We start from the raw sequence: 12,910 nt of genomic DNA on the forward strand, positions 1-12,910 counted from the left end.
TGAAAGGTTGTATTTGTCCGTTGAAATGCAATTACTTTGATAGGTCAAAAATTTTCCTTACCTCCTTCATATACAGCCTACTGACAGGAATAGAATGTCTGTTGTGCACAATTAAATTAAATTTAGAACTACTCCAAGGCTCAAGTTCCACAATATGCTCTAAATTGACAATATACGCGCGATGGACACGTACAAAGCCTTTTAAAGTAAGTCTTTTTTCTAACGCTGCCAATGATTCGGAAGCAATAAAACGTCCCTGCTCTGTTACAACAACCGTTTTACTATCCTCAGAGGTACAATATAAAATATCCTGTATTTTCAATAATAAAATTCGATCGTTTGCATAAACTGTTAACTTATCGAGCTTATCCAGCTGCGACACCTTTAACTCCTCCATTGTTTTTGCCTGAGCAGCTCTTTTTTTAGCTAACAGTTTTTCCACAGCTGTTTGTACCCTTTCTGCCTCAAAGGGTTTCAATATATAATCAAATGCATTGACTTCAAATGCCTGTAAAGCATAGTCATCGTAGGCTGTAGCAAAAATAATTTCAGGTCTCTGTGCATTCCGTAATAATTGTTTAGCTAAGTCAAGTCCATTGTTTATGCCTAATTCAATATCTAAAAATATACAATCGACTTCTTCAAGCTGTGCCGCTTTGCACAACTCCTCAAGATTTTCAGATTCACCACAAACATTCACTAATGCTGTTTGTTCTAATAAATAACGCAGTTCCGCTCGTGCTAACGGTTCATCATCCACAATATATACATTCAAATTTTTCTACTCCCATCTAGTCGCCTTTAACGGCAGTTGAATCATAATTTTTGTGCCCACATCTAACGTACTTGTTATATGAAAATCAGCCTCCGAACCGTAAATTTCATGAATTCGCTGATAAATATTCCATAAAGCCGTGCCTGTCCCTTGTTCCGATTCCATAATACGTTTACCTAGTTGTTTCACCTGTTCTTTCCTCATGCCACACCCATTATCCTCGGTCAACAGCAGTAGCTTATCGTTCACGCGTTGTACTTTGACATAAATCTTGCCTTCTTTACGATTTTTAAAGGCATGATAAATAGCATTTTCGACAAGAGGCTGTAAGGTAAATGGAGGAATCTGGACATCAAAGAGCGATTCATCCATCATAAACTCAACTTCATAGCGATTCGGAAATCTTGTTTGCTCAATGGATAAATAGGCTTCAACATGATCAATTTCATTTTTTAATGGAATAAGCATTTGTCGTGCGCCCTGCAGATTGCTTCTAAAGAATGTACTAAGCTTGATTAACAACGCTCTCGCCTCATCTGCATCTGTTCGAATCAAGCTCGAAATAGTATTAAGGCTATTAAAGAAGAAATGAGGATGGACTTGTGCTTGTAATGCTTTTATTTCAGCATCCTTTAATAATTTCCGCTGCTGTTCAATTTCAGCATATTCAAGCTGTGAGGAGAAAAGTCTACTTAAGCCCTCTGCTAGCTCCTTCTTCACCCCTGTCAAAGAATCCGCTTTAGTGAAATAAAGCTTTAAGCTTCCAACTGTTCGATGCTGTACCTTCAAGGGCAGGACAATGGCAGCACGTAATGGGCAGCTAGCGTGTGGACATTGAATTTCCTTTTCAGATGTAGCCATTAAAATTTTGCCTTCCTCTAATACCCGTTTCGTCAAAGCCGTCATAATTTCACGATGAATTAAATGATGATCCTCACCAACGCCAACATGTGCTAACACCCCATTTTTATCGGTAATAGCGACCGCATCTACTTTTATTTCTCTTTTAATAATTTCTGCAACCGTTTGGCATGATTCTTCATTCAAGCCCTTACGAAAATGCTCAATTGTTTGTTGGGCAATTGAAAAAGCTTGATGGGTTTGTAATGCCTTTGTTCGCTCCTCTTCATCAATAAACGTTTTAATAATCATGAAAAATAAAAATATCCCAAAGGCATTCATTAAAATCATCGGCATTGCAATTAATGAAACTAACTGCAAGGCCTGCTCAAATGGCTTCGCGACTACTAAAATCACCAGCATTTGAATCGTTTCTGCACAGATGCCGATAATGACTGCTTTCTTATAGGAAAAAGTTTGACGTATTTTAAAGCGTTTACTTAAACCACCTGTAATAAAGCCAGCTAGAATTGTTGAAACACCGCAGGCTATTGCTGTAAAACCACCAAGTGTAATTCGGTGAATACCTGCAATAATTCCTACACATACACCAACAAGTGGTCCACCAAAAATTCCTGCAATAGCGACACCAATTAATCTCGTATTAGCAATGGCCTCCTCCGCATTGATCGTACTATGTATCATCTGATTTAAAGGATGGATTGTCCCACTTTCAATTTTAATCCCTGTATAACTGCTGATAATACATAGGCTACTAAAGATAATAATGAGCCATATTTTCTCTTTCGTTCCTTGCTCCTGAAACAGCTTTTCTCGAAAGAGTCGCCATCTTGACATTAAAAAGGCAAACACAATGATCAGCCCAACTCGCTCTAACATAAATAAAAACAGCTCCATCAAAGGTCACCTCCTAAAAGTCATATTATTTTTTAAAGAATAAACGATAAGAGGTATAACCAAAAATATCACCAGGATTAATCCCTTCTATCGCCTCTAATTGATGTCTTTCAAATTGATTGGAAGCCATTTCCTTTAACATCACAGAGGTTGTTTCATCTTGTGCTAGTTCCTGTGGATACAACCATTTAGCTTCTAAAATTTCTTTTTCTTGAATGGAAACCTGCTGCTGCTCATCTAGCATTCGACAATAAAAAATCGCCATATTATCACTGATATCATCACGGATGACACCTGTTCTAAATCCAATTAAGCCTGAAACTCTACAATCGATGCCTGTTTCTTCTTTGATTTCACGAATAACCGCTTCATCTACCGTTTCTCCTGCATTAACAAAACCTGCTGGCAATGACCAACGTCCTTTCAATCCGCTATAAGCCTTTTTCACAACTAACCATTGTCCAAGCTCATTCACCGTAACACCTGATACACCCAACCATATTTTCCCTCGATCTTTTCTCATAACCTTCACCTCTATCTACCTATTATACCTGCTCATTTTCTATGGAATGAAGCATTTATTCTGAATTTTACAGTTAATCCACAGTGAAAATGCTTCTTTCATTCAACCTCAATGAAAGAAGCTATTATACATTGCCTTGAATTTCACTAAATAAGGTCATAAAAATTTGTTGGAAGTGTCAAATGATTTTTAACATAGTTACTTACAAACGGGAAAATAAAAAGAAAGAAAAAAGCTCCTTTCATTCATCATGTTTTGCAACATCATCAATCAAAGAAGCCTATTATTGTTAGCCCATTATTCGAATGGATTTATTTACTTTTACTCACAAACCTCAGGCGTACCTTCACGCTTTGCTGTTCTGAAAGACGTACCACAACCACATGATGCAATGGCATTTGGATTATCGATGGTGAAGCCACCGCCCATTAGCGATTGTTTATAGTCAATTTTTGTTCCCATCAAAATCGGCGCATCTTCACGGGAAACAAGAATTGTTAAACCATGCTGTACATCTTCAAAATCATCATCTTTTTTCTCTTTATCAAAATGCATGCCATAGGATAGCCCGCTACAGCCGCCACCATTCACCACTACACGTAAAAAAGAACCTTGTTCTTCATTATGCTCCATCATTTCATTAATATGAAAGCCAGCAGCCTGTGTCACTTCTATAATTTGCTTTGTACTTGTCATCCCAATCACCTTCCTTCTTACGTATTATCATAACAATTTTGACCATTGTATGACAAACATTCAGCTTCAAGTCGATTTTAAGTTATCATTCTCATATTTTTCACATTAATAGTATTTTTTATTCATGTTTATAAAAACATCATTGGTATAATAGTTACAACGAATTCTTGGCAGGGGGTAATATATATGGAGATTTCACCATATTATGAGAAAAAAATTCAATGTTTAAATTGCAAAAAAGAATTTCCAACATTAAAAGTGCGTTCAAAATTTATTAAAGTAGATCATACGGAAACAGATTTTCAACCTATTTATGCAGATGAAGTGAATGCTCTCTATTATAATGTTTTTGTATGTGAGCATTGTGGCTTTTCCTTTACAGAAGACTTTACAAAATATTTTGCACCGGGTATCCAAGATGATATACGTACACAAATTACAGAAAAATGGGTGCATCATGATTTCAAGGGTGAACGTACTGTATTTCAAGCCATTCAAGCCTATAAGTTAGCGTTTCTTTGTGGCACAATAAAAAAAGAAAAAAATGTTGCGATTGCTGGACTAACTTTACGTCTTGCATGGCTCTATCGTTCCTTGAACAATAGTGGACAAGAAGAGCGCTTTATGAAATTAGCTCGTGATTATTATATGGAATCTTATTCAACCGAGGACTACAGCTCCACACAAATGTCAGCTGTCCGAATTATGTATATGATTGCTGAATTATCTAGACGTATTGGAGATATTGAAAATGCGACACGCTTCTTTTCTAGAGTCATTGAAAAACAAAGTGTCAGTGGTGAGGCAAAAATTATAGATATGGCGAAAGAACAGTGGGCCATTATTCGTGAAGAAAAAGAACATGCGCGTCATAAATAGGTAAATAAAAAAGTTCTAGCTTGCAAACAGCTAGAACTTTTTAAAAAGGCTTAGAATACTTGCTCTACTTCCACGATACCTGGTACTTCTTCTAATAATGCTCGTTCAATACCAGCTTTTAATGTAATCGTAGAACTTGGGCAACTGCCACAAGCACCTAATAAACGTAATTTCACAACGCCATCCTCAACATCTACTAATTCACAGTCTCCACCGTCACGTAGTAAGAATGGACGTAATTTATCTAATACCTCTTGAACTTGGTCGTTAATTGTTGCTTCTGCCATTTATCTCGACTCCTTTCCTTATAATGATTATAATGTTAGCAACAGAAAAAATCCAATATTGAATCACAAGGAGAGAAAATACTATGCCATCAACAAAACCTATGATTGAAATTTATGGAACAGCTGTCATCTGTGCTAGCTGTGTCAATGCCCCATCTTCCAAGGATACATATGAGTGGCTACAAGCAGCCATCAATCGCAAATATCCAGATCAAGCATATGATATTCGCTATATCGATATTGAAGGTCCAATTGAGAATGAACGCGATCAAGAGTACGCGTCACGTATTCAAGATGATGAATTTTTCTACCCTCTTGTCCTCATTAATAATGAGGTAGTTGGAGAGGGCTATGTCCAATTAAAACCTGTATTTACAGCGCTTGAAACTTTAGGGTTTGTTCCAGACGAAACGGTTTAACAAAAAGAAAGGGAATGTTTCAAAATGATTTTGAAACATTCCCTTTCAGCTAATTAATCATTTTGACGTTTGTAATACCATAATAATCCTGATTTCATTAAGCGAGCGATACGCCCAGTTACTGTTGTATCAGCTAAGTATACAAAGCCTTGTTTTTTACCAAGAGCTCCCATAAAGCCTTTTAATTTAATATCTGGCATCTTCTCTGGTAAATGTTCACCTTTCCAACGCATACGAAGTACTTTCACAATTTGCTCCGCTTGTTCCTCTGCTAATTGTGCTGTTGGGGCTAAATCTGATGAAGCACAGTCTCCTACAACATAGACATGTTCATCATCGAGTAAATTAAAATACTGTGTGACAAGTGGACGGTCATGTTTATCTTTCTCAACATCCATATCACGAACAATTTTGACTGGCTGGACACCTGCAGTCCAAACCACTGCATCGAGTAAAATTTCATCATCATGATTAAAAATTTTACCTGGCTCTACTCTTGTAATATTTGAATTGGCAACCACATCAACATTATGCTTAACAAACCAATCCTTTACATACTTACTTAGTTTCTCTGGAAAATCTTTTAATATACGTTGACCACGGTCAAATAGCTTGATTTTTAAATCTGAGCGACTTTCACGTAGCTCACTTGCAAGCTCAATTCCACTTAAGCCAGCCCCTATAATTCCAACTGTAGACCCAGCTGGTAAACCACAAAGTGCTTGGAATGTTGCACGTGATTTGCCCATTGTTTGAATGCTGTACGTATACTCTTCCGCACCTGGTACACCATGATATTTATCTTCACAGCCAAGCCCAATGACTAAATCATCATATTCTATACGTTGTCCGTCTTCAAGAATGACTACTTTTTCCGCACGATTAATTTCAACGACTTCTCCATATACGGCTGTTAAACGTTCATGCTCTGGGAAGCTTACACGAATTTCTTTATCTGTTGCAGTCCCTGCCGCCAATGCATAAAACTCTGTTTTTAAACTATGGAAAGGGGCTCTATCTACTATAACTACCTCTCTGTCTAATGGTAGGCTGTTTAATAGACGAAGCATGACACGCATATTGCCGTAGCCGCCACCTAAAAGTACTAATTTTCCCATAATAGTCTCCTTTTATATCTCTTTTAATAATTGTTCACAAAGTATCCACAAACGAGTATAACCGATTGTGAGAAGTTTCACAATATCAGAATGAAATTTTGTGAAAGATTTCACAAAATAAAAGAGAACCTGTTCATTTCTATTGATTTTTAAGCCATTAATAACAAATTCCCTTTATCATTTATTAAAAAACGTTTCTTTTCTCTTAAACATAAATAATTGACGAAAATCGTAAAACCGAGTAGCATTACTTTGGTGAGGTGACATGGATGAATCCAATGGTTGAATTTTGTATAAGTAATTTAGCAAATGGCTCTCAAGCAACTTATGAAGTACTCGAACGCGATCCAAACATCGACGTTTTGGAATATGGCTGCCTCAGTTATTGTACAAAGTGCTCAGAATCCTTTTATGCAATAGTAAACGGTGAATTAGTAGAAGCTGATTCTCCTGATGAATTGACGAAAGCCATTTATCAATTTATTGAAGAAAATCCTTTATGGTAGTTTTCTAATATGCCTATATGAATAAATTTGAACAAATAAAAAGGATGTTATGCTGAAAATTAGCATAAACATCCTTTTATTACTTTAGTACGTCCACTACATATGTAGGTTGGCATTCTTTTTTGAGGACAGTCTCTGTAGGCGTCACACCAGTATTCACATGAATGGTGTCACAGCCAAAGCGAATGCCACACATAATGTCCGTATCATAATTATCACCGATCATTACCATGTCTTCTTTCGCAATTCCATGTTCGGTAGTAATTACTTCAAGCATGGCTGGCGATGGCTTACCAATATAGATTGGTTCAACATCTGCAACTTCTCCTACCAAGCGTGCAAAAGAACCATTGCCTGGTAAGAACCCGTATTCTGTTGGAAATTTAATATCCTGATTCGTGGCAATAAAGGTCGCTCCTTGCTGAACAAAAACCGTTGCTCTAGCAAGTGCCATATAATCAAGCGTACGATCAATCCCCATAACAAATACATCGGGTTCATGCTCAACAGGCACAATATTTTCATTGAGTAGTGCCTGACGAATACCATCTGTACCCATCATCGCTACTTTTTTGCCTGGAAAATGTAGGGCCACATACTTTGCTGTGACCAATGCACTTGAATAAATATGCTCTAATGGCGCGTTCACACCAATAGATAGTAAAGCTTCTTGCAGTTGTTCTCGCGTCTTGGAAGAATTATTCGTTACATAGAATGGCTCAATTCCTGCTTGCTGTAAACGATGAATAAAAGCTACCGCAGAAGGAATACCTTCCTTCCCACGGTAGACAGTACCATCTAAATCAAAGCAATAGGCCTTATATTGTTTCATTGATGATCCTCTGGCAAAAATGCTGAAACAGGTCCTAATTCATTTGTTAAATAATTATGAACTGCTGGCGAGAACTGCTTTAAAGCCGTTAGATTGGCTGTTAGTACATGGATAACCTCTTGGATATCTACCTCTATAAACTCACGCACTAGCATTTTACGTAAGCCAACAACTGCTTTGTATGGTGCTTCCAAATCAGCAGCTACAACTTTTTCATCGACTAAAATATCAATAATATCCTCGTAGCTTCCTGGATCGCGCATAATGAAACCGTCAATCATTAAATTTCCTACATCCATCATTGACTCCATAATGTTGTGTCCAATTCGCTCGATAGCTAATTTCTTTATATCATTCTGAAGCCAGTTATCCTCTGTCTCCAAAATAGTTAATAGCCCATCTAAGTACTGTAAATTTTTTGTGATTTTATTACGATCTACAAAATACACAAGGAAAGCCCCCATTCAAATCATTAAAAGTTGATAGTCTTTTCTCTTCTATAGTACCATAACTATAGGATTGGAAGGAGATTAAAAGATGGAACGTTTTTTTTTATATGATGATGTAGAAGATACGAAAACAAGATTTGTTAGTTTTGCTGGACAAAAGCTACGTTATGATTTAGCTATATTACAATCTGGCCGCTTCTTTGGAAAAGTGCTTGTCATGGATATCCAGTTCGGTCGCTTTGCTATTATTGGTCCTGATGATGTAGAAGAGCCTGGTTACTTAGAACATGTGTACAATCGCACAGAGGAAGAAACAATCGAATTACGGGAATACTTGCGTGAATTATTGAACTAACACCCATTTTATTGGGTGTTTTTTTATATAACATAAAAAAATTTCGCTAACCCTGAGCGATTGCGAAATCTTTTTACGTATTGTTATTTATTTAAAGTGGATGGATTATCTTTATTATGGGGCTTGTCTTTATTTTCATTATCATTTTGCTTTTTCGCTTGCTGATTTTGACCAATCACAGCTAAATCGTCTACACTAATATCAAAACCATACCCATATTCCTCTCGATCTAATGGCTTTTTATTGCGTTTTTCTTTTGCCAACATCATCACCTCCATTCATAAATTATCCCTTTTTTAATGATTTATACGCCCTTTTTCTCAATACGTTTAAGCTGTGACATCCTTAATAATCCACTGGGCAGCACTTATTAAATCTGGAAAGACAGCATCTGCTAATGAATCTTGTTCTCCTAGGAAAACACCCTTTGTTCCTGCCCGTTTTCCTGCAATAATATCCGTATCTGTATCGCCTACCATATAGGATTTTGATAAATCAATGTTATATTTCTTTCCTAAATCCACAATTAATTTGCTATTGGGCTTGCGGCAGGCACAACCTGACTTAGGTTTGTGTGGACAATAAACGACTTCATGGATCGTTGCCCCTTTTTTCTTTAGCTCCTTCACCATATGTTCATGTATTTTCTGTAAACCACTTTCCTTCATAAAGCCTAAACCAACCCCACCTTGATTTGTCACGACAAACACATAATCAAAATGCTTATTTAGCTTTCTGATTGCTTCAGGCACTTGCGGTAAAAAGTACAAATCCTTAGGCTTATTCACAAACTTCACACGATTTGTTAGCACTTCATTGATAACACCATCACGATCTAAAAATACGGCTCTTTTCATTTGCAACACACCTTCGATAAGCTGTTTTGTGCTTTAGTTTTCCCCAATTACACAAAAGCTAACAATGATAAAAAAACCTGATGCCTATCACATCAGGTTTTTGTATAAGAATTTATTCTGCTAAAGGTTCATGGTCTGTAGGCTTTGTTACTTCACTCATATCCACTACTTCTGGCTGTTTCATAACTTTCCCCAGTTTACGTAATACAAAATAAGCACAGCCAAAATTACAGTATTCGTATAGATAATCTTGAAGCGTACTTATTTTTGTATCAAAAGTGGATTTTTGATTTTTATCATCAAAAAACCCCTTTAAACGTAACTGGTTATAGCCCCAATCACCTACAATATAATCGTATCTGGCTAAGATATCTGAGTATCTTTCCTGAAAAACTTCCTCCTGAAAGGCCTCGCGATAATCTTCTATTAGTTCATATTCTAATCCTTCAACTATAATCAAAGTGACACCACCCTTTTCGTTCAGCCTTGACGTTTACACTTCCGCTTGTAATTGACGTTCTTTCGTTGCAGCATTTACTTGTTCGTCTGCATGATAACTACTACGTACAAGTGGGCCAGCCTCACAATGCTTAAAGCCTTTCTCCATGGCAATCTTACGCAGTTTACCAAATTCTATTGGTGAATAGTATTTTTTAACTGGTAAATGCTTTTTCGTTGGCTGTAAATATTGACCGATCGTCATAATATCTACATTATTTGCACGTAAATCGTCCATGACTTCTAAAATTTCTTCATGTGTCTCGCCTAATCCAATCATTAGTGATGATTTCGTTGGAATTTCAGGCTGCATCTCTTTAGCTAAACGCAGGAACTCTAAAGAGCGTTCGTATTTTGCACGAGCGCGCACTCTAGGTGTTAAACGGCGTACTGTTTCAATATTATGATTTAAAATATCTGGTTTTGCATCCATTAACATTTGAAGGTTCTCCTTCATCCCACCTAAATCTGATGGCAATACCTCAACAGATGTGAAAGGACTTTTACGACGAATTGCACGTACTGTTTCTGCTAAAACTTGCGCTCCGCCATCCTTTAAATCGTCACGTGCTACCATTGTAATAACAACATGCTTTAAATTCATAATGGCTACTGAATCTGCAACGCGCTCAGGTTCCGCCAAATCTAGTTCATTTGGTAAACCTGTTTTCACTGCACAGAAACGACAAGCACGTGTACAAACGGAACCAAGAATCATCATGGTAGCAGTACGTCTCTCTCCCCAGCATTCGTGGATGTTTGGACAACGAGCTTCTTCACATACTGTATGCAGATTTTTCTCACGCATCAGCTTTTTAAGCCCTTTATATTCATCATTCGTGTTTAGTTTTATTTTTAGCCAGTCTGGTTTTCTTACATGTTCTTCTTTACTTGTAGGTTTACAAGATGTCATACGAGTATCGCCCCTATCAAAAATATACATTTTTTAATATTAACTATCTTCACTGTTGTCAATGTAACATATTAAAGGCACTCCAACAACTATCACAACAAACATTTCTATTTATAAGGGACAGGTATTTCTATGGACGGTTGTGGCGCGTCACTACTATTGGTATAAATGTTTGGAACAGGTCCCCTTGTTAGGCCCATCGCTACAGGTATATCCTGCGCAACGGTAGAAGACTTACTAGCGAAAGGAACAATAATCTGAACATTTACCTCTAAATGAATACCTACCTCCACATAAGCACTATTGATACCAAATTCTTGAATAGAGGATGTCACATTACTATGAACATTCCCAATCACATGGAAACGGATTGGGATCTTCGGCCCTAAATTTCCAAGTAATGGGATATTAGCTGCTTGACCAAGCGGTACAAAAAAGACAATGCCATCACCATCTTGGATCCTGTTAATATCATATTCAACATTATCTAATTCAGGTAAATGGGATAGCTCTCCTTGTTCAGCTTGCTCCAAATACATTTTAACAAGCTCTAATGTCTCTGCCCGAACACGATTAATGATTTCTGTATTAAACTTAGTCGTCATCATTTCAGACGTACCTGGAGGAATATCTTCAATGATATCATTGACATCTAATACATTAGAGGTACGTGAATTAATGGCTTTACTCACAACATATGAGGCAATCTTCGTAGTTTGCACTTCCGCATATTGCAAATAGGTTGGCATGAGCCGTTCATTTAAATAATAAATAAATAATATAAGGCAAACAACCATACTAACAATTAAAATCGTTAATTTATTAAGACGCATTCCCCTTCTACCATATGAGCGTAATTTCATTCTTTTTCGAGGGAAAAACAAAAAATCTCCTCCTGTTCCATAACGTATGAACAGGAGGAGGAATTTATTCTACTTTTGCTGGAACCACATAATCCGTCTCAACATTTTCAATTGTTACATCAGGATAATCCACTAAATTAACTTCATATGTAGCTGTGAGCAATTGATCTTGTTCTTCAAAAATACGAATCCATGGTAATGCCGCATCCAACGTGTTTTGTCTCGATACAATCCCACGGCGTCCATCTGATAATTTTAAAATAACACCATTTGGATAATGAACGACAGCTCTTTTTAAAGCTTTTACAATTCGAGCATCATAAAGAGTACCAGAGCCAGCTTCAACAATAGCTAGTCCTTGTGAAGGGAGCATTTTCTCTCGGTATACACGATTCGTCGTCACCGCATCAAAAACATCTGCAACGCCAATTATCTTGGCAAATGGATGAATTTCAAAGTCAACAAGTCCTCTTGGATAGCCACTTCCATCAATACGCTCATGGTGTTGGAAAGCACAGTGCGCCACAAGCAGAGAGATTGAATGTAAATTCCGCAATAAATCAAAACCATAACGAGCATGCATCTTCATCATTTCAAATTCATCATTCGTTAAACGTCCTGGCTTTGTTAAAATATCTTTTGGTACCATTAGTTTACCGACATCGTGTAATAATGCACCGATCCCGATCAAACGTAAATCCTCAGCAGAGTAGCCAAGTTCTTTGGCAATGGCAATAGAATACAATGTCACTTGGAAAGAATGCTGATATAAATATTCATCAAATAAATAAGCATCTGTTAAAATGGTTAGAATTTCATTATTTCCAGTAACTGCAGAAAGTAATTCATCTACAATCGAAACAATTGTCTTTGATTGCTGATCTAATATATAAGAAGCATTTACTGGATTCAAACCATCAATGGACTGGAACGAATCCTTTATAGTTTTGATGACTTTATTTCGCATAGCAGGTGGAACAGTCTCTTCTACTTCGATACCCTCAGAAATCTCATCGTCAATATATAAATAATGTGTATTTAACTGTTGAAGTCTTTGAATAATACGGTCATTAATGACAACATCTTTCTTTAAAAGCGGATGACCTGCCTCATTCCAAATGGTTCTTCCTAATACCATTCCTTCTTTTAATACATCGATTGAAATTAATCGCATGACTTCTT

18 protein-coding genes are annotated in these 12,910 nt (G+C 36.9%); 4 read left to right on the forward strand and 14 right to left on the reverse strand.

Annotated features, from left to right (window positions below; genetic code table 11):
* Positions 1-31 precede the first annotated feature (31 nt).
* The 4 genes from L6W14_RS18015 to L6W14_RS18030 form a co-directional block, all read right to left on the reverse strand.
* On the reverse strand, positions 32-775 hold the full coding sequence (locus L6W14_RS18015; protein WP_131522541.1) for a LytR/AlgR family response regulator transcription factor: 744 nt from the start codon (positions 773-775) through the stop codon (positions 32-34).
* Between the two features lie 6 nt (positions 776-781).
* On the reverse strand, positions 782-2,533 hold the full coding sequence (locus L6W14_RS18020) for a sensor histidine kinase (RefSeq protein WP_131522540.1): 1,752 nt from the start codon (positions 2,531-2,533) through the stop codon (positions 782-784).
* A gap of 25 nt (positions 2,534-2,558) precedes the next feature.
* Positions 2,559-3,056 carry an NUDIX hydrolase gene (locus tag L6W14_RS18025; RefSeq protein ID WP_036078588.1) on the reverse strand — a complete coding sequence of 166 codons (498 nt, stop codon included), beginning with the start codon at positions 3,054-3,056 and terminating at the stop codon, positions 2,559-2,561.
* 321 nt (positions 3,057-3,377) lie between these two features.
* On the reverse strand, positions 3,378-3,752 hold the full coding sequence (locus L6W14_RS18030; RefSeq protein ID WP_048394421.1) for a HesB/IscA family protein: 375 nt from the start codon (positions 3,750-3,752) through the stop codon (positions 3,378-3,380).
* 186 nt (positions 3,753-3,938) lie between these two features.
* On the opposite strand from L6W14_RS18030, the gene L6W14_RS18035 reads away from it, so the two are divergent.
* On the forward strand, positions 3,939-4,631 hold the full coding sequence (locus tag L6W14_RS18035) for a DUF2225 domain-containing protein (RefSeq protein WP_237898572.1): 693 nt from the start codon (positions 3,939-3,941) through the stop codon (positions 4,629-4,631).
* A 50-nt stretch (positions 4,632-4,681) separates the two neighbouring features.
* Here the strand turns inward: L6W14_RS18035 and L6W14_RS18040 are convergent, their stop codons facing one another.
* Positions 4,682-4,918, reverse strand: a complete 237-nt coding sequence (locus L6W14_RS18040; protein ID WP_004228295.1) for a NifU family protein — start codon at positions 4,916-4,918, stop codon at positions 4,682-4,684.
* An 83-nt stretch (positions 4,919-5,001) separates the two neighbouring features.
* Here L6W14_RS18040 and L6W14_RS18045 point away from each other — a divergent pair, with 83 nt between their 5' ends.
* Entirely contained in the window at positions 5,002-5,337 is a 336-nt protein-coding gene (locus tag L6W14_RS18045) for a YuzD family protein (RefSeq protein ID WP_237898573.1), read from the forward strand.
* Positions 5,338-5,390: 53 nt separating this feature from the next.
* On the opposite strand, the gene L6W14_RS18050 is transcribed toward L6W14_RS18045, so the two are convergent.
* A complete protein-coding gene (locus L6W14_RS18050) occupies positions 5,391-6,455 on the reverse strand; it encodes an NAD(P)/FAD-dependent oxidoreductase (protein ID WP_004228288.1) in 1,065 nt (354 codons plus the stop codon).
* Positions 6,456-6,724: 269 nt separating this feature from the next.
* Here L6W14_RS18050 and L6W14_RS18055 point away from each other — a divergent pair, with 269 nt between their 5' ends.
* Entirely contained in the window at positions 6,725-6,961 is a 237-nt protein-coding gene (locus L6W14_RS18055) for a YuzB family protein (RefSeq protein ID WP_004228286.1), read from the forward strand.
* Between the two features lie 79 nt (positions 6,962-7,040).
* Here L6W14_RS18055 and L6W14_RS18060 read toward each other — a convergent pair whose 3' ends face one another.
* Together L6W14_RS18060 and L6W14_RS18065 are read right to left on the reverse strand one after the other, a co-directional pair.
* Positions 7,041-7,793, reverse strand: coding sequence for a TIGR01457 family HAD-type hydrolase (locus tag L6W14_RS18060; protein ID WP_237898574.1), 753 nt, complete (start codon positions 7,791-7,793; stop codon positions 7,041-7,043).
* Complete coding sequence (locus L6W14_RS18065) at positions 7,790-8,242, reverse strand: DUF86 domain-containing protein (protein WP_009371987.1); 453 nt, start codon at positions 8,240-8,242, stop codon at positions 7,790-7,792. Before L6W14_RS18065 ends, L6W14_RS18060 begins: the two co-directional genes overlap by 4 nt.
* Positions 8,243-8,330: 88 nt before the next feature.
* Between L6W14_RS18065 and L6W14_RS18070 the strand changes: the two genes are divergently transcribed.
* On the forward strand, positions 8,331-8,597 hold the full coding sequence (locus L6W14_RS18070; RefSeq protein ID WP_009371988.1) for a DUF3055 domain-containing protein: 267 nt from the start codon (positions 8,331-8,333) through the stop codon (positions 8,595-8,597).
* An 83-nt stretch (positions 8,598-8,680) separates the two neighbouring features.
* Here the strand turns inward: L6W14_RS18070 and L6W14_RS18075 are convergent, their stop codons facing one another.
* The 6 genes from L6W14_RS18075 to L6W14_RS18100 form a co-directional block, all read right to left on the reverse strand.
* Positions 8,681-8,875 (reverse strand): hypothetical protein, encoded by a 195-nt coding sequence (locus L6W14_RS18075; RefSeq protein WP_175400780.1) that lies wholly within the window; start codon positions 8,873-8,875, stop codon positions 8,681-8,683.
* Positions 8,876-8,926: 51 nt separating this feature from the next.
* Positions 8,927-9,454: a D-glycero-alpha-D-manno-heptose-1,7-bisphosphate 7-phosphatase gene (locus tag L6W14_RS18080; RefSeq protein ID WP_131521226.1), complete on the reverse strand. Its 528-nt coding sequence runs from the start codon at positions 9,452-9,454 to the stop codon at positions 8,927-8,929.
* Between the two features lie 112 nt (positions 9,455-9,566).
* Positions 9,567-9,914, reverse strand: coding sequence for a YutD family protein (locus L6W14_RS18085; RefSeq protein WP_004228271.1), 348 nt, complete (start codon positions 9,912-9,914; stop codon positions 9,567-9,569).
* Positions 9,915-9,947: 33 nt separating this feature from the next.
* Positions 9,948-10,865: a lipoyl synthase gene (gene lipA / locus L6W14_RS18090; protein WP_004228269.1), complete on the reverse strand. Its 918-nt coding sequence runs from the start codon at positions 10,863-10,865 to the stop codon at positions 9,948-9,950.
* A gap of 107 nt (positions 10,866-10,972) precedes the next feature.
* The gene (gene yunB, locus L6W14_RS18095; protein ID WP_131521225.1) at positions 10,973-11,749 is read right to left on the reverse strand and encodes a sporulation protein YunB; all 777 of its coding nucleotides are present in this window, start codon (positions 11,747-11,749) and stop codon (positions 10,973-10,975) included.
* Positions 11,750-11,792: 43 nt separating this feature from the next.
* Positions 11,793-12,902 carry an HD-GYP domain-containing protein gene (locus L6W14_RS18100; RefSeq protein ID WP_131521224.1) on the reverse strand — a complete coding sequence of 370 codons (1,110 nt, stop codon included), beginning with the start codon at positions 12,900-12,902 and terminating at the stop codon, positions 11,793-11,795.
* Positions 12,903-12,910: the final 8 nt, after the last annotated feature.

The organism is Lysinibacillus sp. ACHW1.5, from assembly GCF_022014815.1.
In the GTDB taxonomy this organism is placed as follows: Bacteria; Bacillota; Bacilli; order Bacillales_A; family Planococcaceae; genus Lysinibacillus; species Lysinibacillus capsici.